Origin of the sequence: Streptomyces sp. NPDC048338, assembly GCF_043201055.1 — a bacterium.
Lineage (GTDB): Bacteria > Actinomycetota > Actinomycetes > Streptomycetales > Streptomycetaceae > Streptomyces.
Genome location: NZ_JBICYQ010000009.1, coordinates 1 through 21,659 on the forward strand (window position 1 = coordinate 1; position 21,659 = coordinate 21,659).

The 21,659-nt window shown below is 72.3% G+C and carries 15 protein-coding genes and 1 pseudogene; 10 read left to right on the forward strand and 6 right to left on the reverse strand.

Annotated elements, in window-relative coordinates:
* A pseudogene (locus tag ACGFZF_RS21105) lies at positions 1 to 2,105 on the reverse strand (sugar-binding protein); the annotation flags it as partial.
* 525 nt (positions 2,106 to 2,630) lie between these two features.
* Here ACGFZF_RS21105 and ACGFZF_RS21110 point away from each other — a divergent pair.
* Positions 2,631 to 5,759: a hypothetical protein gene (locus ACGFZF_RS21110; RefSeq protein WP_393556215.1), complete on the forward strand. Its 3,129-nt coding sequence runs from the start codon at positions 2,631 to 2,633 to the stop codon at positions 5,757 to 5,759.
* Positions 5,760 to 5,949: 190 nt separating this feature from the next.
* On the opposite strand, the gene ACGFZF_RS21115 is transcribed toward ACGFZF_RS21110, so the two are convergent.
* Positions 5,950 to 6,978: a DUF3533 domain-containing protein gene (locus ACGFZF_RS21115; protein ID WP_393556217.1), complete on the reverse strand. Its 1,029-nt coding sequence runs from the start codon at positions 6,976 to 6,978 to the stop codon at positions 5,950 to 5,952.
* Between the two features lie 150 nt (positions 6,979 to 7,128).
* Here ACGFZF_RS21115 and ACGFZF_RS21120 point away from each other — a divergent pair, with 150 nt between their 5' ends.
* The 3 genes from ACGFZF_RS21120 (at position 7,129) to ACGFZF_RS21130 (ending at position 12,948) form a co-directional block, all read left to right on the forward strand.
* A complete protein-coding gene (locus ACGFZF_RS21120) occupies positions 7,129 to 10,839 on the forward strand; it encodes a DNA polymerase III subunit alpha (RefSeq protein ID WP_393556219.1) in 3,711 nt (1,236 codons plus the stop codon).
* Positions 10,836 to 11,795, forward strand: a complete 960-nt coding sequence (locus ACGFZF_RS21125; protein WP_393556221.1) for a hypothetical protein — start codon at positions 10,836 to 10,838, stop codon at positions 11,793 to 11,795. Before ACGFZF_RS21120 ends, ACGFZF_RS21125 begins: the two co-directional genes overlap by 4 nt.
* A 292-nt stretch (positions 11,796 to 12,087) precedes the next feature.
* On the forward strand, positions 12,088 to 12,948 hold the full coding sequence (locus ACGFZF_RS21130; protein WP_393556223.1) for an esterase/lipase family protein: 861 nt from the start codon (positions 12,088 to 12,090) through the stop codon (positions 12,946 to 12,948).
* A 14-nt stretch (positions 12,949 to 12,962) separates the two neighbouring features.
* On the opposite strand, the gene ACGFZF_RS21135 is transcribed toward ACGFZF_RS21130, so the two are convergent.
* Positions 12,963 to 13,997, reverse strand: coding sequence for a lytic polysaccharide monooxygenase (locus ACGFZF_RS21135; RefSeq protein ID WP_393556225.1), 1,035 nt, complete (start codon positions 13,995 to 13,997; stop codon positions 12,963 to 12,965).
* A gap of 570 nt (positions 13,998 to 14,567) precedes the next feature.
* Here ACGFZF_RS21135 and ACGFZF_RS21140 point away from each other — a divergent pair.
* Positions 14,568 to 15,170, forward strand: coding sequence for a hypothetical protein (locus ACGFZF_RS21140; protein ID WP_393556227.1), 603 nt, complete (start codon positions 14,568 to 14,570; stop codon positions 15,168 to 15,170).
* Positions 15,171 to 15,192: 22 nt separating this feature from the next.
* Here ACGFZF_RS21140 and ACGFZF_RS21145 read toward each other — a convergent pair whose 3' ends face one another.
* Positions 15,193 to 15,861, reverse strand: coding sequence for a response regulator (locus ACGFZF_RS21145; protein ID WP_393556229.1), 669 nt, complete (start codon positions 15,859 to 15,861; stop codon positions 15,193 to 15,195).
* A gap of 122 nt (positions 15,862 to 15,983) precedes the next feature.
* Between ACGFZF_RS21145 and ACGFZF_RS21150 the strand changes: the two genes are divergently transcribed.
* The 5 genes from ACGFZF_RS21150 to ACGFZF_RS21170 all read left to right on the forward strand — a co-directional run bounded on the left by ACGFZF_RS21150 (position 15,984) and on the right by ACGFZF_RS21170 (position 20,022).
* Positions 15,984 to 16,967 carry a Bug family tripartite tricarboxylate transporter substrate binding protein gene (locus ACGFZF_RS21150; protein WP_393556231.1) on the forward strand — a complete coding sequence of 328 codons (984 nt, stop codon included), beginning with the start codon at positions 15,984 to 15,986 and terminating at the stop codon, positions 16,965 to 16,967.
* Positions 16,964 to 17,539 carry a tripartite tricarboxylate transporter TctB family protein gene (locus ACGFZF_RS21155; protein ID WP_393556233.1) on the forward strand — a complete coding sequence of 192 codons (576 nt, stop codon included), beginning with the start codon at positions 16,964 to 16,966 and terminating at the stop codon, positions 17,537 to 17,539. The genes ACGFZF_RS21150 and ACGFZF_RS21155 overlap by 4 nt, the downstream gene beginning before the upstream one ends.
* A 3-nt stretch (positions 17,540 to 17,542) precedes the next feature.
* Positions 17,543 to 19,039 carry a tripartite tricarboxylate transporter permease gene (locus ACGFZF_RS21160; protein WP_393556235.1) on the forward strand — a complete coding sequence of 499 codons (1,497 nt, stop codon included), beginning with the start codon at positions 17,543 to 17,545 and terminating at the stop codon, positions 19,037 to 19,039.
* Positions 19,036 to 19,500 (forward strand): GNAT family N-acetyltransferase, encoded by a 465-nt coding sequence (locus ACGFZF_RS21165; RefSeq protein ID WP_393556237.1) that lies wholly within the window; start codon positions 19,036 to 19,038, stop codon positions 19,498 to 19,500. Before ACGFZF_RS21160 ends, ACGFZF_RS21165 begins: the two co-directional genes overlap by 4 nt.
* A gap of 69 nt (positions 19,501 to 19,569) precedes the next feature.
* The gene (locus tag ACGFZF_RS21170) at positions 19,570 to 20,022 is read left to right on the forward strand and encodes a DUF6299 family protein (RefSeq protein ID WP_393556239.1); all 453 of its coding nucleotides are present in this window, start codon (positions 19,570 to 19,572) and stop codon (positions 20,020 to 20,022) included.
* Positions 20,023 to 20,200: 178 nt separating this feature from the next.
* Here ACGFZF_RS21170 and ACGFZF_RS21175 read toward each other — a convergent pair whose 3' ends face one another.
* Together ACGFZF_RS21175 and ACGFZF_RS21180 are read right to left on the reverse strand one after the other, a co-directional pair.
* Positions 20,201 to 20,695: a DUF402 domain-containing protein gene (locus tag ACGFZF_RS21175; RefSeq protein WP_393556241.1), complete on the reverse strand. Its 495-nt coding sequence runs from the start codon at positions 20,693 to 20,695 to the stop codon at positions 20,201 to 20,203.
* Positions 20,676 to 21,599, reverse strand: a complete 924-nt coding sequence (locus ACGFZF_RS21180; RefSeq protein ID WP_393556243.1) for a GNAT family N-acetyltransferase — start codon at positions 21,597 to 21,599, stop codon at positions 20,676 to 20,678. The genes ACGFZF_RS21175 and ACGFZF_RS21180 overlap by 20 nt, the downstream gene beginning before the upstream one ends.
* Positions 21,600 to 21,659 lie beyond the last annotated feature (60 nt).

Genomic DNA, 21,659 nt, shown 5'->3' on the forward strand with positions numbered 1-21,659 from the left:
CCGGTGCGCTGGATCGACTCCAGCCACAGGGCCGTGTTCGGGCCGGTCTTCAGCTCCGCGAAGCTCTGGTTGAGCTGGTACTCGTCGACGACCTGGCGGGCGGTGGTGTCGGTGCGGCGCTGGGCGGAGGTGGTGATCTTGTCCAGGCGCTTGCGGGTCCAGAACGTCGGTCCGGCGTTCCAGCACTTCTTGCCCGACTCGCAGCGGAGGTCGGCCGGGGTGTCGAACCAGATCCGGTAGTCGCCCGGGTTCTTCGACTTGAAGTTGGTGTCGGTGCAGGTCACCGCGCCGACGTCGTAGCAGCGTTCCTTGACCTCGAAACCGATCCGCGCGGGCGCGGTGGCCGAGAAGATCGAGTCCTTGCGCTGTCCGTAGTAGATGTGGGACAGGTAGCCGTCACGGTGGTACTCCACCGGGGACTTGAAGTTGAAGTTGCGCGCGTAGTAGTTGCTGTCGCGCTTCCACCACAGCGACATCGCGTTGCCGTGGACGTCCTCGACGTAGTCGAGGTTCCAGCGCCAGGCCTGGTTGCAGTAGGAGTGGGCCCAGTCGCCGGCCTTGTAGCAGGGCTCACCGGCGTGGTTGCCGTAGACCGGCGTCGCGAGGACGGAGTCGGTGTACGGGTCGTCGGCGGCGGTGCCGTTGTCCGACCAGCCCGGCAGCTTGTTCAGGCCGAAGTGGTACTTCGTGCCGTCCTTGGTGGTGACGACCCAGTACTCGCCGTCCGCGTCCTTCATGCCGGAACGCGGGTCGGTGGAGGTGTCCTTGACCCGCTCGATCTTCGAGCCGTCGCCGTTGCCGGTGAACCACTTGCCCTTGGACTCGTCCCAGACCAGCTCGGTGGTCGTGCCGCCGAGCGAGAGGGTGGCGTTCTCCGAGCCGTAGCAGAGGTCCGCGGTCTTGTGGGTGGCGTTGTTGGAGCCGGCCTTCTTGGAGTCCTGGCGGCAGTTGACATACGTGCGCGTGATGGAGCCCGCGTTGTAGTCCCAGCCGTCACCGATCCAGGAGGCCTGGTTGTTCGTCGACGAGGTGCGGCCGTCCACGGACTGCGAGGAGTAGGACAGCGCGACCTTCGGCATCAGACCGCCGGCGGTCTCCGGGCTCTGCACCTGGTACGAGTAGGTGAAGGCACCCGACGAGGAACCCGCCGACCACGAACCCGACGACAGCAGCGGGGACGCGGTGAAGTCACCCTGCACGGACGAGCCGGTGTCCATCGCGCCGATGACCTGCGAGCCCGAGGTGTCCGCGGCGGAGAACGCCGCGGTGCGGGCCGAGGCGCCCGAGACCGTCGAGGCGGTCTCTCCGCCGAGGAGGTCGGCGACCGGAACGGAGCCGGTGAGGATCTTGCGCGACTTGGCGTTCTTCGCCGCGGTGGTCCTGGTGGGAGCGTCCTTCGGAGCCACCACCTGGACCGAGCTGCGCAGCCGCTCGAACGACTCGGTGTCGTCCTTGCCCGCCATGGTCTCCACGCCCTCTTCGACGGCGCAGTCGCCGGTGTCGGGGGAGGAGATGACGCACTCGGGCAGCAGGACCAGGCCGAAGCGGTCGGCGGCCTGCGGACCGTAGAGGTCGGCGAACGCCGTCGTGTCGACGCTCAGCGAGACCTGCGCGGCCGGGTCGACCGTCGCCGGCGGCGTGACCTTCATGATCAGGCCGGAGACGCCCGCGTCCTGGGACGTCTCGGGGGCGGTGAGGTCGACGGTCCACTGACCGGCGAGAGCGGCCGGGTCCGTTCCCTGGGGAACTCCGAGGGCGACCGGCAGACCGTTGGAGACGGGAACCGTCTCACCCGCAGGCACCGTGCTCAGGTCGGCGGATCCCGTTCCCTGCGTCCACGGGGTGGTGTTCTTGGGGTCGTACGGGTCGACCGGGACCTCGGGCGCCAGGGTCAGCGCCTTCTCGGCGGTCGAGTCCCCGTCGGCCTCCGTGGCCTCGGGCAGGTCCGGCAGGTCGACCTGCGCGTTCTCCTGCTCGCGGCTCATGCCCGGGCCGGGGATGGCGAGCGCCTGCCCGCCCAGGCTCGTCACGGTCAGCGTCGAGGACAGCAATAGGACGATCGCCGCGCGGCTTCGCCGCCGGCGCCGTCGTTGTGACTCTGTCATGGCGAGGCGTCCCCGCCCCAGCCATGACAGTGGACCTGAAGCACGCATACGCGTTGACTCCCACCCAGGCAGATCGATCATCGGACGAGGTGCGGAAACACCAAAGAGCACGCACCTGTCTCAGGCGCGTGCGTGCGCACTCTCTGTCATGAACGCCTCGCATGACAAACGGAGAAAGGCGAGGTCAGAGGGGGTAGAGTGAGTTGGATCACGGTCGAGTTCAGGCCAGAGAGCCCCACGGGTGATCTTCGACGCGCAACGGTCATTTCGGAGCAACTGCATCACCACGGCCGGGCAAATGCCGCAGGTAAGCGCATTGTTGATCGCACGTCAAGGCCACCCCACCTCCGGGTAACGGATTCATAAAATCCTCATGTGTGGACGGCGTGTGGCGAGTGTGTGATCGTGTGCCCGCCCTCTGCCCCGCGGCCTGCCGTTCGGGGCTGTCTGTGCTGTCCTCAATCCGCCTGGTTCACACGGGAGTAGACCGCAGTGACTGCGCTGCCTCGTTTTCTCAGCCCCTTCGTGCGCACGCGCACCAGGCTGATCTGCACTTTCGGCCTTGTTCTGGCCGCTCTGACCGCCTCGTTGCTGCCCTGGTGGCAACCCGATGCCTCGCCCACCGCCCATGGCGGTTCGGCTACCGAAGCGAAGCCGGCCTCGACCGGCCCCCGCGACGCGACCGCCGCCAGGGCCGAGGCGCGACGTACCCGCAAGCAGGTGCTCGTCGACACGGCGACCACCGCCACCGAGCTCACCTGGGCGCTGCCGAACGGGCAGTTGCGCACCCGGATCCACGCGCTGCCCCAGCGGGCCAAGAACGCCAAGGGCCAGTGGGCCCCGATCGACAACAAGCTGACCCGGACGAAGAAGGCCCCCCGCGGCCTCGGCATCGCGCCGGCCAACCCGGCCGTCCCGGTCCGCTTCTCCAGCGGCAGCACCGATGCGACCCGGGCCGACCGCTCGTTCGCACGCGCACCGCAGCCCGGCGAGACGACGCTGGCCGAGGTCGACCTCGGCGGCCACACCATCGCCTACACCTGGCCCGGCACCCTGCCCGAGCCGGTGCTCGACGGCCCCCGTGCCCTCTACTCCGAGGTCATGCCCGGCGTCGACCTGCTGCTCGTCGCACGTGAGGAAGGCGGCTTCGCCCAGGCCCTCATCGTGAAGACCCCGGAGGCCGCGAAGCAGGAGGCGCTCACGTCCGTCTCGTACGGGCTGCGCTCCGCCACCGCGACCTTCCAGCACGACACCAGGACCCACCGTGTCCTGGTGCTGGACAAGGGCGGCAAGGAGGTCGGCTCGATCCCGACGCCGTTCGCCTGGGACTCCAGCGGCCGCGACCCCGAGCTGCCCGAGGGCACCGTCAACCGGACCGCCACGGCCACGCCGGCCGACGTGCTGAAGCTGTCCGGTCTGACCGGTATCGAGCCGGGCGCCAAGTCCGCTCAGCTTCCGGTCCAGCTCGACGGTGACAGGACCGGTGCCGCCCGCCTCGCGCTGAACGTGGCTGCCACCAAGCTCCTCGACGACAAGAACGTCACGTTCCCGCTCTTCGTGGACCCGACCATCAACTCGGGCTGGCAGGCGTGGACGACGGCCTACCGCCCGTACCCGAGCAGCAGCTTCTGGAACGGCACCAACTTCTCCTCCGGCACCTCCGACGCCCGCGTCGGCTACGAGTCGGACACCGGCGGCCTCGGCCGCTCCTTCTGGCGCATGGGCTTCTCCTCCAGCATCAAGGGCGCCACGATCACCAGGGCCTCGTACAAGGTCCTCAACAACCACTCGTGGTCGTGCACCACCCGTGAGTTCCAGTTCTACCTGACGGGCGCGATCTCCTCCGGCACCACCTGGAACGCGCAGCCGAGCTGGACCACGCAGCTGCAGAAGAAGTCCTTCGCGCACGGCTGGTCCTCCAGCTCCTGCCCCGATGACTACGAGATCTTCGACAACGCCACCGTGAAGGCCGCCGCCCAGACGGCCGCCGACAACGGCTGGTCGAACATCACCTTCGGCATGCGGGCCACCTCCGAGTCCGACACCCAGACCTGGCGCAAGTTCCGCGCCACCTCGGCGACGTTCGAGGTCGACTACAACACCAAGCCGTCCGAGCCCACGGCCGGCACGACGTCGCCCGGTGGCGACTGCGTGCCCGGCCCCGGCGGGGGTCTGACGGTCGCCAAGACCAACATCACCCTGTCGGCGAACGCCAAGGACCCCGACGGCAACCTGTCCAAGCTGCGCTTCCGCTTCCTGAAGACCGGTGGCACGCCGACCGAGTACCTGGCGACCCCGAACGCCTCCGGTACGGCCACGGTGACGATCCCCGCCACCTTCCCGCTGGACGACAAGACGATGTACTCGTGGGACGTGCGGGCCGAGGACTCGACCGGAGCCGTCTCCACGTTCTTCCCGCCCGGCACCGAGCCCTGCCGGCTCACCATCGACGCGACCGCGCCGCCGCAGCCCGACGTCACCAGCGCCGTGTTCAAGAAGGCCACGTCCGACGGTGCGACCTGGGCCACGGTGAACTTCGGCGGCACCGGTGCGATCACCTTCAAGTCGGCGGGTGCGGCGAAGTTCCGCTTCGGCTTCGAGGGCATCAACTACGTCGACGTCAACGCCGTCAACGGCGAGTACACGAAGACCGACCTGACCCCTCCGCACGCCGGCCCGAACTGGCTGCACGTCTTCGCCCTCGACGCGCTCGGCAACGTCAGCGCGCGGACGGACTACAACTTCTACGTCCCGCCGCGCGACACCGCCGACGGTCCCGGTGACGTGGGCGGCGACGGCATCGCCGACCTGCTCGTCATCGACGCCAACGGCAACCTGTTCTCGTACCCCGGCTACCCGGGCGGCGAGCTGTACGCCGGCCTGGCCGGCTCGTACACCACGGACAAGAAGCTCCACCCGGCGGGCCACTGGTACGACTCGGCCACCGGCAAGGCCGCGCTGATCAGCAAGTACGGCGACGTCTACCCCGGCGACGGCACGACCGACGTGTTCGCCCGTACCCCGGACGGCGGCTTCTGGCTGTACCCGGGTGACGGCTACGGCACCTTCAACGTCGACGACCGGATCAGGATCCGGCTGCCCGCGAACGCGCCGGCGCCCTCGACCTGGACGCAGATGAAGGCCGTCGGCGACATCACCGGCGACAAGCTGCCCGACGTGGTCCTGCGGGCCGGCACGGCCTTCTGGACGCTGTCCGGTTACACCGGCGCCACCTTCCAGACGGCGACCCTGATGAACGCCGACGTGTGGGAGCGCCGCGAGATCGTCAACGTCGCGGACATCGACCTGGACAACACGCCCGACATGCTCTGGCGCAGCCTGGACTCCGGCACGATCTACCTCCGGTACGGCAAGCCGGGTCCGGTGGCGGGCAGCGTGGACATCAACTCGCTGATGGTCGCGGCCAACTCCCGCGGAGGCGTCGACGTCTCGTACGGCACGAACTGGACCGAGGCCAACATCTCCGCGATCGTCGGCATCCCCGACGTCAACGGCGACCGGATCCCCGACCTGTGGGTCCGTTACGCCTCGGACGGCACGATGAAGGTGTACTACCCGTCCACGACCAACACCAACGCGGCGGTCAAGACCGTCCTGTCGGTCAACTGGAGCGGCATCAAGTCCTTCGGATGACGCCGGGCGGACGGTGACCCGTCTGCCGTGACCGAGCCCCGGCCGCCCCTTCGGGCGGCCGGGGCTCGGTCGTTCCCGGCGGCACTCCCGCGCGCCGATCGACCGGACCTGCGTGCCCGCTTCCTGCGTTCCGCTTCCTGACCGCCCGCCGCCCGCCTTCTGCTCGCCCGCCCTTCTGACCGCCCGCCTTCTACGCGCCCGCCTCCCGCGCGATCGGCTCCGCCGGCGGCCTCCGCTTCAGCGAGGCCGTCACGAGCGTGATCGCGGTGCCGGCGACCGCCCACGCGGAGAGGACCAGCAGGGGGCCCGTGACGTCGTTGCCCTTGAAGTAGGCGATCGAACGGGCCACCCAGGTGCCCGCGCCCGGTGGCAGGGCCGGGCCGATCGCGTTCCAGAAGGGGGGCAGCATCGGCAGGGGGAAGGCGCCGCCCGCGCTCGGGTTGCCCGCGACCACGATCAGCAGGATCGCCAGGCCGATGCCCACGATGCCGAAGACGGACTGCAGGGCCAGGGTCGCCGCCCCGACGGCGAAGACGACCAGCGTGCCCAGGCCCCACAGGGCCGCGACGCTGCCCGGCAGGGCGCCCAGGATCGGGCCGACGATGATCGCGCCGCCGAGTCCGCCGATCACCGAGTAGACCGCGAGCGTGCCGAGCCGGATGACCGCGCGTGTGGTGTTCGCGGGCCGGGAGCCCGCGCTGATGGCCAGGATCGCGGCGCAGATGTAGCCGCCGACGCACCAGCCGACCACCAGGTAGAACGCCGAGAGCCCGTCGAAGTCCTGGGGGGAGGCCGGGGCCACGTCGACGGTGCGGACCGTGCGCCGGTTCGCCGCCTCGACCGTGGTGAAGAGCGACTCCAGGGTGGAGGACAGTACGGTGCCGCCGCCGGAGGCGACGAGCAGGGTGTCGGTGGACCCGGCCGGGTCCACCAGCAGGGCTCCGTCGATGTCCCGGTTCATGATCTGGCGCCTGGCCTCGTCCGCGTCGGCGACCGGCCGGGGGGCCAGCGGCTCGCCGGGGAGCCGCTCCAGCCGCCCGACGAGCTGGGCCGTGACCTGCTGCGGCGCGACCACGCCGAAGGGCACGTCCCGCGGCTTCGGGTCGTGCAGCGCCCCGACGTAGGAGGCGATGAACAGCAGCTGGAGGGCGAGGACGCCGACGACGAGAAGGGCTGCTCGGGGCGTGACGGCACTCTTCAGCTCATCGACGAAAGTCATGCCCCCACGCTCCGGGGCGAGGGGTGTCCACGCAGGTGGGGTGGGGCCGGATGGCTGACGTGCGCGCAGTATCGTACGCGCGTTCGAAATGAGCTAGGGTGAGGAAGAGGGGGGTGGGAACAAACGTACGAATCGATGCGGGAGGTGCGCATGCCGGGATTCACGCATCTGCACACCGCGTCGGGCTTCTCCCTGCGCTACGGCGCCTCGCACCCCGAGCGGCTGGCCGAGCGGGCCGCGGAGCGCGGCATGGACGCCCTCGCCCTCACGGACCGGGACACGGTCGCGGGCGTGGTGCGCTTCGCGAAGGCGTGCGAGAAGGCGGGCATCCGTCCCCTGTTCGGCGCCGACCTCGCGGTCGCGTCATCCCCGCCCTCCTCGGCCGGGGCTTCCTCGTCCTCCCCGGGCCGTCGTGGCGCCGGCGCGGATCCGTCCGCCTCCACACCGCCGGCCGGCCCCCGCGGCCGGAGCGTCGTGGGCGCCACCGCCCCCTCCGGTGACCACGACGTCTCCGGCCGGTCGGGTGACCACGACGTCTCCGGACGCTCCCGCGCCGGCCGCGGGCGCGCCCCGTCCGGTACGGGAGCGTCCGAGGGTGTGCGGTGGCCCGGGTCGGGAGAGGTGCGGACCTCCGCGCGGCGGGTGCCCGTACGGGGCGGGGCCTTCGTGGACGAGTCCGCGGCCCGGGCCGTCCTGCTCGCCCGCTCCCGGGAGGGCTGGGCCGCCCTCTGCCGGATGATCACCGCCGCCCACGCCGGGGGCGGGCAGCCCCTGCTGCCCTGGGACGCCAACCACGGCGACGGCCTGTTCGCGCTCCTCGGCCCCGACTCCGACGTCGGCCGGGCCCTCGCCGCCGGCCGCCCCGACCGGGCCGCCCGGCTGCTCGCCCCCTGGCGCGAGCGGTACGGCGACGCGCTGCGGCTGGAGGTCGTCCACCACGACCGCGCCGGCACGGGCCCCGGCTCGCTGCGGCTCGCCGCCCGTACGCTCGGCTTCGCCGCCGAGCAGGGCGTCCGCCCGGTCCTCGCCAACGCCGTCCGCTACGCCGACCCCGGCCAGGGCCTCGTCGCCGACGTCCTCGACTCCGCCCGCCGCCTCGTCCCCATCGACCCGCGCAAGCAGCTCGACAGCGGCCGGTCCTGGCTCAAGGGCGCCGACGCCATGCTGGCCGACGCCGAGCGGATCGTCGAGGCCGCCGGTTTCCGCCGGGACACCGCGTACCGGCTGCTCGAACAGACCCGGACGGTCGCCGAGGCGTGCCTGCTCGACCCCCGGGACGACCTCGGCATGGGATCCGCCCACTTCCCCGAGCCCCGGCTCGTCGGCGCCGGTCACCGCACCGCCCAGCGCGTCCTCACCTCCCGGGCCGCCGCGGGGATGGTGCTGCGGGGCTACGACCGGCGCCGCGACCACCGGGTCTACTGGGACCGGATGCGCCACGAGCTCGACATCATCGCCCACCACGGCTTCGCCACCTACTTCCTGACGGTCTCTCAGGTCGTCGACGACGTGCGCCGGATGGGAATCCGGGTCGCCGCCCGCGGGTCCGGAGCCGGCTCCCTCGTCAACCACCTCCTCGGCATCGCCCACGCCGACCCGGTCGAGCACGGTCTGCTGATGGAGCGCTTCCTGTCCAAGAACCGCACCGCCCTGCCCGACATCGACATCGACGTCGAGTCCGCCCGCAGGCTGGAGGTCTACCGCGCGATCATCGACCGCTTCGGCGCCGAGCGCGTCGCCACCGTCTCCATGCCCGAGACCTACCGGGTGCGTCATGCCGTACGGGACGTGGGCGCCGCCCTGTCCATGGACCCGGCCGAGACCGACCGGATCGCCAAGGCGTTTCCGCACATCCGCGCCCGCGACGCGCTCGCCGCCCTCGACGAACTCCCCGAGCTGCGCGAACTCGCGGGGGAGGTCCGGCGCGGCGGGGAGAGGTACGAGAGGTTCTGGCAGCTGGTCGAGGCCCTCGACGCCCTGCCGCGCGGCATCGCCATGCATCCGTGCGGGGTGCTGCTCTCGGACGCCTCGCTGCTCACCCGTACCCCCGTCGTCCCCACCAGTGGCGAGGGGTTCCCCATGTCGCTGTTCGACAAGGAGGACGTCGAGGACCTCGGGCTGCTCAAGCTCGACGTGCTCGGAGTGCGGATGCAGTCCGCGATGGCGCACGCCGTCGCCGAGGTCGAGCGGGCGACGGGCGCCCGGGTCGACCTCGACGACCCGGAGCGGGTACCGCCGGGGGACCCGGCCACCTACCGGCTCATCCAGTCCACCGAGACCCTCGGCTGCTTCCAGATCGAGTCGCCCGGCCAGCGCGACCTGGTCGGCCGGCTCCAGCCCGCCACCTTCCACGACCTCGTCGTCGACATCTCGCTCTTCCGGCCCGGCCCGGTCGCCGCCGACATGGTCCGCCCGTTCATCGAGGCCCGCCACGGCCGGGCACCCGTCCGCTACCCGCACCCGGACCTGGAGGGGGCGCTGAAGGAGACGTACGGCGTCGTCGTCTTCCACGAGCAGATCATCGAGATCGTGCGGATCATGACCGGCTGCGGTCGCGGCGAGGCCGACCAGGTGCGACGGGGTCTCTCGCACCCCGAGTCGCAGGGCCGGATCAAGCTCTGGTTCGCCCGGCAGGCCGCGCTGCGCGGTTACGAGGACGACGTCGTCGCCCGCACCTGGGAGATCGTGGAGGCCTTCGGCTCGTACGGCTTCTGCAAGGCGCACGCGGTGGCCTTCGCCGTACCGACCTACCAGTCCGCCTGGCTCAAGGCGCACCACCCGGCCGCGTTCTACGCCGGGCTGCTCACGCACGATCCGGGGATGTACCCGAAACGGCTGCTGCTCGCGGACGCCCGCCGGCGCGGGGTGCCGGTACTGCCGCTGGACGTGAACCGGTCCGCGGCCACTCATCGGATCGAACTGGTGTCCGAGTCGCCCGAGGTGTGGGGGCTCCGGCTCGCGCTCGCCGACGTCCACGGCATCAGCGAGGCGGAGAGCGCCCGGATCGCGGCGGAACAGCCCTACGCCTCGCTGCTCGACTTCTGGGAGCGGGCCCGCCCCCGCAAGCCGGTCGCCGAACGGCTCGCGCAGGTCGGCGCGCTGGACGCCTTCGGCGCCAACCGCCGCGACCTGCTGCTGCACCTGACCGAACTCCACCGCACCCAGCGCGGAGCCGCCTCCTACGGCGGCCAGCTCCCGCTCGCCCAAGGCCGCAGGACCGCCCCCGTCGGCCTGCCCGACCTCGACGAGTCCGAGCGGCTCAGCGCCGAGCTGGGCGTGCTCGGCATGGATGCCTCACGCCATCTGATGGGCGACCACGACGCCTTCCTGCGCGAACTCGGCGTCGTCTCCGCCCGGCGGCTGCGCGAGACCCCGCACGGCGCGACCGTGCTCGTCGCGGGCGCCAAGGCGGCCACCCAGACCCCGCCGATCCGCTCCGGCAAGCGCGTCATCTTCAGCACGCTCGACGACGGGACCGGCCTGGTCGACCTCGCCTTCTTCGACGACGCCCACGAGGCCTGCGCGCACACCGTCTTCCACTCCTGGCTGCTGCTCGTCCGGGGCGTGGTGCAGCGCCGCGGCCCCCGCAGCCTCAGTGTGGTCGGGGCCGCGGCCTGGGACCTCGCCGAGCTGGTCGAACTGCGGGCGGCGGGCGGCCTGGAGGCGGTGGGCGCGCGGCTCGCGGAGCCCGTGCCCACGTCCTCCGGCTCCGGCTCCGGTGACAACGGTCGCCGGATCACGATGGGGACCGGATACGAGATGAACCCCTGGGCGGACCTGAAACCGGCCGGCGAGGGCGCGCAGCCCGCGGCGAGGAAACTGAGGAAGCTGTGGCACCAGAGTCAGGGGAGCGCGGGATGATCCTCTGCGTGCGGTTCCGGCTCGCGCCGATGCACGAAGCGCTGCTGCCCCGACTGGTCGCGCTGCTGGGCGAGTTCACCCCCGTCGTCGAGGCCGCCCCGCCCGACACCCTGCTCGCCGACGTGCGCGGCGCGCTGCGCTACTTCGGCTGGAGTCCGACGGAACTGGCCTCGGTGGTACGGGTCAGGGCGCTCGCCCTGTACGGGGTCGACTGCGCCATCGGGGTCGGGCCGAACCCGATGCTGGCCCGGATGGCGGCCCGCGAGGCCCTGCCCGGCACCACCCCGGTCGTCGAGGACCCGGCCGCATTCCTCCGGGACCGGCCGGTCGTCGCGCTCGACGGGGTCGGCCGCGCCCTCGCCCGTACGCTCTGCGGCTACGGCCTCGACTCCGTCGGCCGGGTCGCGGACGCGCCGCTCGCCGTCCTCCAGCGGCTCGTCGGGGCGAAGGCCGGCCGTGACCTGTCCGAGCGGGCGCGGGGCGTCGACCGCACACCCGTCGTCCCGAACGCGGTCTCCCGCTCGACGGCGGCCGAACGGTCCTTCCCGCACGACGAGCTGGACCACGCCGCCCACCGCAGGGCGCTGCTCTCGCTCGCCGACGAGCTGGGTGCCCGGATGCGGGCCGAGGGGCAGGTGTGCCGGTCCCTGACGGTCACCGTGCGCTACGCGGACCGGTCCGTCACCAGCCGGACCCGGACCCTGTCCGAGCCGACCGCGCACTCGGCGGCGCTCACCGCCCTCGCCTATACGGTGCACGCGTCGTTCGGGCTGCAGCGCGCCCGGGTGCGGGGGATCGCGCTCCGGGCGGAGGGGCTGTCCGCGGCGGAGGGGACGGCCCGTCAGCTCTCCTTCGACCCGGCGGACGAGAAGGCCCGGCGGATCGAGGCGGTGGCGGACCGGGCCCGGGCGAAGTTCGGCCCGAGAGCGGTCCTGCCGGGCTCGCTGGTGGCCTGAGGGGCGATCGGGGCGGCGGAGCCGTACGGGCACGGCGGCGGTCCGGTCCGTGCCGGCGGCGGTCCGGGGCCCGACACGATCGGCGGTCCGGATCGGCCGCGGTGGTGGTGGACCGGTCTCCGGGGTGGCGCGTTCGGCCGTATTGACGACAGGTCAGTTTTTACCGACGCGTAACTTCCCAGTGAAGGCTACCCGTCCGTAGCTTGTTGAGTGCAGAGCATCCCCACTTGTGGTCCGGACCGCAGGGCTCCACGCATCCATCACTCCCCTTGAGCCGCAAGGAGATCACCCGATGCTGCCCTGGAAGCACGCGCTCAGAGCTGTCTCCGTCCTGCTGCTGACCGCCGCCGCCACCCTCGCCCCCACCGCTTCTGCCCAGGCCGCCGCCGCCCCCAGCCGGGGCTGGAACGACTTCGCCTGCAAGCCCTCCGCCGACCACCCCCGCCCGGTCGTCCTGGTCCACGGGACGTTCGGCAACTCCGTCGACAACTGGCTTGGCCTCGCCCCGTACCTGGTCAACCGCGGGTACTGCGTCTTCTCGCTCGACTACGGCCAACTGCCGGGCGTGCCCTTCTTCCACGGGCTCGGCCCGATCGACAAGTCGGCCGAACAGCTCGACGCGTACGTGGACCGGGTCCTCGCCGCCACCGGCGCCGCCGAGGCCGACCTCGTCGGGCACTCGCAGGGCGGCATGATGCCGCGCCACTACCTGAAGTTCCTCGGCGGCGCCGACAAGGTCAACGCACTCGTCGGCATCGCCCCCGACAACCACGGCACCACGCTGCTCGGCCTGACCAAGCTGCTGCCGTACTTCCCCGGCGCGGAGGACCTCCTCAACGCCAAGACCCCCGGACTCGCCGACCAGGTGGCCGGCTCGCCGTTCATCACCCGCCTCAACGCGGGCGGGGACACCGTGCCGGGCGTCCGCTACACGGTCATCGCGACCCAGTACGACGAGGTCGTCACGCCGTACCGCTCCGGGTTCCTCTCCGGCCCGAACGTCACCAACATCGTCATCCAGGACAAGTGCGTCCTCGACCTCTCCGAGCACGTGGCGATCGGGACGCTGGACCGGGTGACGTTCCACGAGGTGACCAACGCCCTCGACCCGGCTCACGCGACCCCGACCACCTGTCTGTCCGTGATCGGCTAGGGCTCAAGACGCCCCTAGCGGCTGTGTCGGCCCGCCGGCAGCGACCTGCGGCGGACCGTGGTGAAGAGCAGCGCCGCGCCCAGCGCCAGCACCGTGGCGCCACCGGCCGCCAGGTACGCGGTCGACGAGTCGCCTCCGGTCTCGGCGAGGTTCTCGCCGGAGCCGGCGGCGGCGGGCTCGTTGGGCGCGGCGGGCTCCTCGGAGGCCGGGGCGGCCGGGTCCGTGCCGGCCTCCGTGCCGTCCGCGTCCGTCGTGGCGGCCGGAGCCGCGGCGGTCTCCTTCGCTCCCGTCCCGGCGTCGGCGTCCCCGTGCCCGCCGTGCTCGACCGAGGACTCGTCCGTGCCGTCCTCGATCTGCTCGTCGGTCGGCGCGCTCGCCGTCGGCGCCGGGGCACCGCCCGCGCTGCCGTTGTCCTTGCCGAAGACGACGTCGGAGCAGGTGTAGAACGCCTCGGGGGAGTCGGAGCGCTGCCAGACCGAGTAGATCAGGTGCCGGCCGGACTTGCTCGGCACGGTTCCGTCGAAGACGTAGTCACCGTTCTCCATCCGCGGGTCGGTCACCGTCGCGAACGGCTTCTCCTCCAGGTCCGACCACTTCAGCGGCTTGGTGGGGTCGTAGCCGTCCTTGGTGACGTACAGCGCGAACGACCCCTTGTGCGGGGCGGTGCCCTTGTAGCGGAAGGTGTGCTTGCCCGAGGCGAGGTTGCTGGCCGGCCAGTCGCCACGCGCGAGGTCCAGCCCGCGGTACTTGTCGTTGCCCGCGCTGCACAGCTTGCCGTCCGGGATCAGCTCACGGTGCTTGCCGGCCGCGTTGGCGATGTTCACCGCGTTCCAGTCGTAGAACGCCTGCGTCCCGCTCGCCGCCACCGCCGCCTTGCACGCGGCGGACTTCGGGCTCTCCGGCCCCTCCGCGTAGCACGCGGACACCCGGCTCACCGGATCGGTCATCGACCCGTGCGCGACGGCCGGCGCGGCGCCGATCCCGGCGAGCGCGAGGGGCGCGATGCCGAGCGTGAGAACGGTGGCGACCGTACGACGACGAGAGGTCATGACGGGGCAACTCCTTCGAGGGGGGAAGTGGGGCCGCGGAACAGCCGCGGTCCACGGACCCGCCTGCTCCGGCGCTCAGCAAGCTAGCCCCTGGGAACGCCGAATCCGGCTGCCGGGACGGGGTGACGGTGATCCTTATGGTCGCTTTAAGGGGCCTGTAAGCGGCGGCTCAGGAACACACCGCCGAGCCCGGGAAAGGGCATGCGGGCGGCTCACCCAGGAGTCGCTGCCGCCGTGTCAGCGCACCACACGATGACTTCGCCGGGACCAAGGGGCGTTGTCAGTGCCATGTGTTGGGATGGGCGGTGGGGCGGACCATGCAGAGGAGACGCAGAGAGTGGCGACGGACACGGACTTCATCCATCGTGTGGGGGACCTCGCACCAGCTCGACGGACGCCGGAGAGCATGATCGCGCTCTGCCCGAACTGCCACACCCTCAAGACGCGGGGGAGTGGCCGGCGGCAGCTGCGTCAGGCCTTGCTGGTGCGCGCTCAGGCACTGCACCGGTCGTTCGCAGGAAGCCAGGGCGAAGGCAAGGAGGGGCGGGAACCGACGACCGGGAGGCCCCTGTGACCGGCCCCGGCATGCCGTTGCTGCCGCGCGTGTTGCGGACGCTGCCCTTCGACTGGGGGGCGTGGCCCGCCGAGGAGAGTGGCGAGCTGGTCGCTCTCGCGCGGGCGGTGCTCGAAGCCGGGCTGCCGGATCGGCGACTCGACGTGGCGGAGCCGCCGGTGGAGGTGGATGAGTCGTGGCTACCGGACGGTGTCCTCCCGCCCGACTGGGTCGACGTCCGAGCCGTCCTGCTGTCGGCGGTGCGCAGCCTTCCGACCGTCACCGTGGAGCAGTTGGCCGCCGTCGAGGCCGAGTGCGCCCGGCGGGGGCTGGACACCACGGACTTCGTGGAGGTCTGGACGCGGCGGATCACGGCGTGGGTGGTGGAGCACGCGCTGGTGTGGTGCGGGCTGATGGTCGACGATCTTGACACGCTCGCCCCCTGGTTCCCCCGGCTCGCCGGACTGTACGTCCGGCGTCGCATGGCCGTCGACGCGGCGGTCGGGGCCCTCATCGCCACATGCGAGCTGCCGGGGAGCCGGACGGTCCTGGCCGGGCTGGCGGCGGACGCCTGCCTGCCGGGCGGGACCCGCGAGAGGATCACGGAGGCGCTGGGGTAGCGGCGCGCACCGCCCCGCCGCTTCAGCCCAGTCGGCGGTAGCGCCGCTCCGGGCGACCCGTCCCCCCGTACCGCAGCGTGATCTCCGCGCGGCCCGTCTCGGCGAAGTGCTCCAGGTAGCGCCGGGCGCTCACCCGGGACAGGGCGCCCTCCCGTGCGCACTCCGTCGCCGACAGGCCCTCCGGGTGCGCCCGCAGGATGCCGTCGACCAGCTCCGCGGTCGGGGCGGCGAGGCCCTTGGGGAGGTCGCGCGAGCCGGGCGGACGGGTGCCGAAGATCTGGTCCACGTCCTCCTGGCGCGCCTCGTCCAGAGCGTCCAGCCGGGTGCGCAGCGAGGCCACGTGCCGCAGCTGCTCCTGCAGCGCGGTCTGGTGGAAGGGCTTGATCAGATAGTGCAGCGCCCCCGCGCGCAGCGCCGAGCGGATCGTCCCCGCGTCCCGTGCCGCCGTGATGAACAGGGCGTCGACGGCCAGCCCCGTCCCGCGGAGCGCGCGCAGCACGCTGATCCCGTCCATGTCGGTCAGGAAGATGTCGAGCAGCACGAGGTCCGGGCGCAGCCGGTCCGCCGCGCGCAGCGCCTCCGCGCCGTTGTGCGCCACTCCCACCACGGAGAAGCCGTCCACGGCGGAGACACAACGGCTGTGCAGCTTCGCGACCATGAAGTCGTCGTCCACCACCAGCACCTTCGTCACGCCGACACGCTAGGTGGTGACCACAAGGACCACAACGTCCGTTGGTTGCGGAAGAGAGACAGCTTGTTCACGCGCGGGCAACATGTGGGCCACTTCACATCCCCTACCGAGAGGTGGCACCCGTGCGTCCACGCACTCCCCTCGCGCTCCTCGGGGCGGCACTGCTGGTGTTCGTGGGGCCGCCGCTGCTCTCGACCGGCAGCGGCGCCGACACCGGCACCCGGATACCCGGCCTGCGCTTCATGGTCCCGAACACCCCCGGCGGCGGCTACGACATCACCGCCCGCACCGCGGCGAAGAACGCCGAGGACGCCGGGCTGACCAACGGCATCGAGGTCTTCAACCTCCCCGGCGCCGGCGGCACCGTCGGCCTCACCCGGCTCGTCGGCGAGCACGGCAACGGCCGGCTCGCCATGTCGATGGGCCTCGGCGTCGTCGGGGCGGTCCACACCAACAAGACCCCGAGGACCCTCGCCGACACCACCCCGATCGCCCGGCTCACCGAGGAGCAGGACATCGTCGTGGTCGGCCGGAACTCCCCGTACAGGACCATCCAGGACCTGCTCGCCGCCTGGCGGAAGGACCCCGGCAAACTGCCCGTCGGCGGCGGCTCGTCGCCCGGCGGTCCCGACCACCTCGCCCCGATGCTGATGGCCCAGGCTGCCGGCATCGCGCCGAGGAGCGTCAACTACGTCCCCTTCGACGGCGGCGGGGAGCTCCTCGCCTCGATCCTCGGGGACAAGGTCGCCTTCGGCGTCTCGGGCGTCGGCGAGTACCTCGACCAGGTCAGGTCGGGCGAACTGCGCCTCCTCGCCGTCACCGGCGCCGAGCGCGTCCCCGGCCTCGACGCCCCGACCCTCCGCGAGGCCGGTCTGGACACCGAGTTCACCAACTGGCGGGGGATCGTCGCCCCGCCCGGCCTCACCGACGCCGAACGCGACAGGCTCGTCGGACTCGCCCGGGAACTGCACGCCTCCCCGCAGTGGCGCGAGTCCCTCAGGACCCACGGCTGGAACGACGCCTTCCTGGCCGGCGAGGAGTTCGGAGACTTCCTCACCGCGCAGGACCACCGCGTCGGCGCGGTACTCGAGGAGCTGGGACTGTGAGCATCCGGACCGACGCCACACCCGGCGGCGCCCCCGACGAGGCGCCCGAGGACACCACCGCCCCGGCCTCCGCGGCCAGAACCTCGTGGCTGCGCGAGCACTCCGAACTCGGCGTCGGCGTCCTCCTCTTCCACCTCGGCGTCCTCGTCCTCACGGACGCCCTCACCATGACCGTCGACCTCACCCAGCGCGGCCCGGTCGGCCCGCGGACCGTCCCGTTCGTCGTCGGCACCGGCCTCCTCGTCGTCGCCGTCCTCCTCGCGCTCGACGTCCTGCGCGGCGGCCGGGGCGAGGCCGAGGCCGGCGAGGACGTCGACCTCTCCGAGCCCGCCGACCGGCGCACCGTCCTCCTCCTGGCCGGAGTCTTCCTCGGCTTCGCCGTGCTCATCGGCCCCGTCGGCTTCCCCGTCGCCGGAGCCCTGCTGTTCTGGGGCGCCGCCTACGCGCTCGGCAGCCGTCACCTCCACCGGGACCCGCTCATCGCGGCCGTGCTCTCGCTGCTCACGTACGTCGTCTTCGACCACCTGCTCGGAGTGCCGCTGCCCGGCGGTCCGTTGATGGGAGTGCTCTGACCCATGGACTCGATCAACTCCCTGATCGACGGTTTCGGCACCGCGCTGACCCCGATGAACCTGCTGTGGGCGGCCGTCGGCGTGCTGCTGGGCACCGCCATCGGCGTCCTGCCCGGCATCGGCCCCGCGATGGCGGTCGCCCTGCTGCTCCCGGCGACGTACGGGCTCGAACCGACCGGCGCCTTCATCATGTTCGCCGGTATCTACTACGGAGCCATGTTCGGCGGCTCCACCACCTCGATCCTGCTCAACACCCCCGGCGAGAGCGCCGCGGTCGTCGCCGCCCTGGAGGGCCATCCGATGGCCAAGGCGGGCCGCGGCGCCCAGGCGCTCGCGGCGGCCGCCATCGGCCACTTCACCGGCGGCCTGGTCGGCACCCTGCTGCTCGTCGCCCTCGCCCCGACGGTCGCCGCGCTCGCCGTCGGCATCGGAGCGCCCGACTACTTCGCGATCATGGTCCTCGCCTTCATCGCGGTGACCTCGGTCCTCGGCTCCTCCCGCATCCGCGGCCTCGCCTCGCTCCTCGTCGGCCTCACGATCGGCCTGGTCGGACTCGACCAGATGACCGGCCAGCAGCGCCTCACCTTCGGCTCGCTCCAGCTCGCCGACGGGATCGACGTCGTCATCGTCGCGGTCGGTCTCTTCGCGATCGGCGAGGCTCTGTGGGTCGCCGCCCACCTGCGCCGTACGAGCGGTCAGGCCATCCCCGTCGGACGGCCCTGGCTCGGCAGGGACGACGTGCGGCGCACCTGGAAGTCCTGGCTGCGCGGACCGCTCATCGGCTTCCCGTTCGGCGCCGTCCCGGCGGGCGGCGCGGAGATCCCCACCTTCCTGTCGTACGTGACGGAGAAGCGGCTCTCCAAGCACCGGGACGAGTTCGGCAAGGGCGCCATCGAGGGCGTCGCCGGACCCGAGTCCGCCGCGTCCGCATCCGCGGCCGGCACCCTCGTCTCCATGCTGACGCTGGGGCTGCCGACCACCGCCGTGGCGGCCGTCATGCTCGCCGCCTTCCAGCAGTACGGCATCCAGCCCGGCCCGCTGCTGTTCGAGCGGGAACCCGACCTGGTCTGGGGCCTGATCGCCTCCCTCTTCGTCGGCATGGTGCTGCTGCTCGCGCTGAACCTGCCGCTCGCCCCGGTCTGGGCCAAGCTGCTGCGCATCCCGCGCCCGTACCTCTACGCCGGCATCCTCTTCTTCGCCGCCGTCGGCGCCTACGCGGTGGGCGGTGAGGCGCTCGACCTGGTCGTCCTGCTGGTCGTCGGGCTGATCGGCTTCGGCATGCGGCGCTACGGACTCCCCGTCCTGCCCGCCGTCATCGGCGTCATCCTCGGCCCGGCCGCCGAACAGCAGCTGCGCCGCGCCCTGCAGATCAGTGACGGGTCGCCGGCCGGACTGGTCGACACGCCCTTCTCGCTCACCGTCTACGCGGTCGTCGTGCTGCTGCTGGGCTGGCCGCTGCTGAGGAAGGTGATCACCCGCCGTCGTAACGTGACGGTATGACCCACGCGCTGCCCCGCCCCGCCGTCGCCACCGACGTGCCGGCCGTCAAGGCCCTGATCGACGCCGCCTTCGGGCACTACGTCGAGCGGATCGGTCTCGTACCCGGCCCGATGCGGGCGGACCACGCGTCGAACGTGGCGGCGGGGCGGGTGTTCGTCCTCGGCGATCCGGTGCGGGGACTCGTGGTCGTCGTCCCCGAGGACGACCACCTCTACCTCGACACGATCGCCGTCGACCCCGCGGCCCAGGGCACCGGCCTGGGCCGCACCCTCATGGCATGGGTCGAGGCGCGGGCCCGCGCGCTCGGCCTGCCCGAGGTCCGCCTGCTCACCAACGCGATGATGTGGGAGAACCAGAAGCTGTACGAGCGGTACGGGTACGAGGTCGTCGGGCGGCGCGTGGACGGACCGTACGACCGTATTCACTACCGGAAGCTGCTCAACTCGCCCCCGATCGAGTGAGTTTCGATGCCGGAGCGGCGTGATCCGGTATCCCTGGCGGGCGACATCCCCCCACCGAAGGACCTTCCCGTGCGTCTCCGAATCGCCCTCGCCCTCGGCACCCTGCTGCTCGCCGCCACCCCGAACGCCGCGACCGCCGCCCCGGCCCGTCCCCTCGACAGGGCGGGAGTCCTCCTCGCCGACGGGCTCACCGTCGACGGGACCGGAACGGTCGCGCCCGACGGGACGGTCACCCTCTCCGGCACCTACCGCTGTGCCGACGACAGCGCCGGAACGGTCTTCGTGAGCAGCTCGCTCGTCCGGCAGGACCGTTCCACCGGCATCGGCGGCACCCGCGCCGTCTGCGACGGCCGGGTGCGCGCCTGGTCCCACTCGGGTGTCGTCGAGGAGCCCCTCCAGCGCGCGGGCGCCGCCCACGTGCGGGCCGCGCTGATGCAGCTCGTGCCGGGCCCGATGGGGCTCCCCCTGCCCGGCGTGCGCGCCACCGAGGAGGCGGACGTCGAACTGGGCCTGCGCGCCTGACCGGTGAGCGACGCCCGTGGCCGGCGCCGCACCGGCCGCCTGACGGGTGATCACCGTGCGGAGCTGCCCGGCCGCGGTACGCGGACGGTCGGGCCGGCCGCCGCCCCGCCTGTCCGGCGGGCACTCCACCTGTCCGGCGGCCGGCGCGGCCGGTCGGCTCCGCGGGCACCGCGCCCGATCAGTGGGACGGGCCGGCGCCCAGCAGGTCGATCAGGCCCTCGCGGCCGAGGACCTCCAGCTCGTCGAGGGCGACGACGGCGCAGGCCGCCGCCTCCGGGTCGGCGGCGGCCAGGCCGCTCGCCGCGAACTCGTCCTCGTCCAGCCGCAGCACCTCGCTGCCGTCGGCCGACACCCACAGGTCCAGGTCCAGGTCCTCGACCACGACCTCGTCGCCTTCGACCGCGGCCGGCCGGGTGACGTCGCAGTACCAGCCCTTGAGCGTGCCGTCGGCGGAGCGGACCTCCTTGACCGCGTACCAGCGGTCGCGCCAGTAGTGCTCGACGAAGACGTCCCCCGGCTCGAAGCGGACGAAGCCGAAGTCCCGTACTCCCTCGGCCGCCCACGGGGCGCGGACCGTGAGCCGGCGACCGTCGTCGGACACGACGTCGGCGGGATACCGGATCTTCGTCCGGCCCGCCTTCGTCAGCACCACCTCAACCGACCGTGCGGACATGGCGCACCTCCGTCGCGCAGATCTCGTACCCGAACCACTTGTTGATCGCGAGCATCGGCTCGTTGCCCGCGTCGTTGCCGGTGAAGGCCTCGGTGCAGCCGGCGGCGCGGGCCCGGTGCAGCGAGTGGTTCTTCGCCAGCTTGGCCAGGCCGCGGCCCCGGAAGGCCGGATCGGTGCCGGTCATCCCCGAGTTGTAGCGGCCGAGGCCGTCGGTCTGGGCGGCGCTGAACGCCGCCGGCCGGCCGTCGACGACCGCGACGGTCGTCAGCTCGGGGTCGAAGAGGGGGTGGTTCCAGGTGGTCGCCAGCCAGTGCGCGTAGTCCGTGAGCTCGGCCCCCACGTCGCCCGGCTCGTCCGCGGTCGTCAGCGCGTCCAGCGTGAACAGCGGCCGCGGGTCGTCCGCGTACGCCGAGGCCGGGCGCAGTTCGACCCCCGCGGGCGGCTCGGCGAGGGGCGGGAGCTCGGCACCGGCCAGGTCGAGACGGAGGAAGTGGGCGGAACGGCGGGAGGTGTAGCCGTGCCGTTCGGCGAAGGCCCGGTTCGCCGGGGCGTCGAGGACCCAGCTGTACAGGGTGGTCGCGCCGCGTTCCGTCAGGTGCTCCTCGGCGGACCGGGCGAGCAGGGTGCCGGCGCCGAGGCCCCGGTGCTCGGGATGCACGTAGATGTTGAGGGAGCCGACGTGCGGTTCCGGTGCGTCGTGCGCGATCCGGACCTGCGCGCTGCCGATGATCTCGCCCTCGGCGGTCGCGGCCACCAGCGGCCGTTCGTGGCCGTCGGGGTGGGCGTGCGCCCAGTCGAAGGCCACCTGCTCGGCGGTGGCGAGCATGAAGGGGAGGGAGGCGCGCCGGACGCGGGCGAAGCCCTCGGCGTCCTCGGGCCGGACATCGCGAACGATCACAGTCATGGCCCGAAGGTACGCGCGGGTCGGGGACGGCCGCCTCCCAATTTTGCCCGGATCGGGGGC

Coding starts and splice junctions, on each gene's coding strand:
- ACGFZF_RS21115 (WP_393556217.1), bottom strand. CDS start 6,978: ATGACTTTCGTCGATGAGCTGAAGAGTGCCGTCACGCCCCGAGCAGCC.
- ACGFZF_RS21120 (WP_393556219.1), top strand. CDS start 7,129: ATGCCGGGATTCACGCATCTGCACACCGCGTCGGGCTTCTCCCTGCGC.
- ACGFZF_RS21125 (WP_393556221.1), top strand. CDS start 10,836: ATGATCCTCTGCGTGCGGTTCCGGCTCGCGCCGATGCACGAAGCGCTG.
- ACGFZF_RS21130 (WP_393556223.1), top strand. CDS start 12,088: ATGCTGCCCTGGAAGCACGCGCTCAGAGCTGTCTCCGTCCTGCTGCTG.
- ACGFZF_RS21135 (WP_393556225.1), bottom strand. CDS start 13,997: ATGACCTCTCGTCGTCGTACGGTCGCCACCGTTCTCACGCTCGGCATC.
- ACGFZF_RS21160 (WP_393556235.1), top strand. CDS start 17,543: ATGGACTCGATCAACTCCCTGATCGACGGTTTCGGCACCGCGCTGACC.
- ACGFZF_RS21165 (WP_393556237.1), top strand. CDS start 19,036: ATGACCCACGCGCTGCCCCGCCCCGCCGTCGCCACCGACGTGCCGGCC.
- ACGFZF_RS21175 (WP_393556241.1), bottom strand. CDS start 20,695: ATGTCCGCACGGTCGGTTGAGGTGGTGCTGACGAAGGCGGGCCGGACG.
- ACGFZF_RS21180 (WP_393556243.1), bottom strand. CDS start 21,599: ATGACTGTGATCGTTCGCGATGTCCGGCCCGAGGACGCCGAGGGCTTC.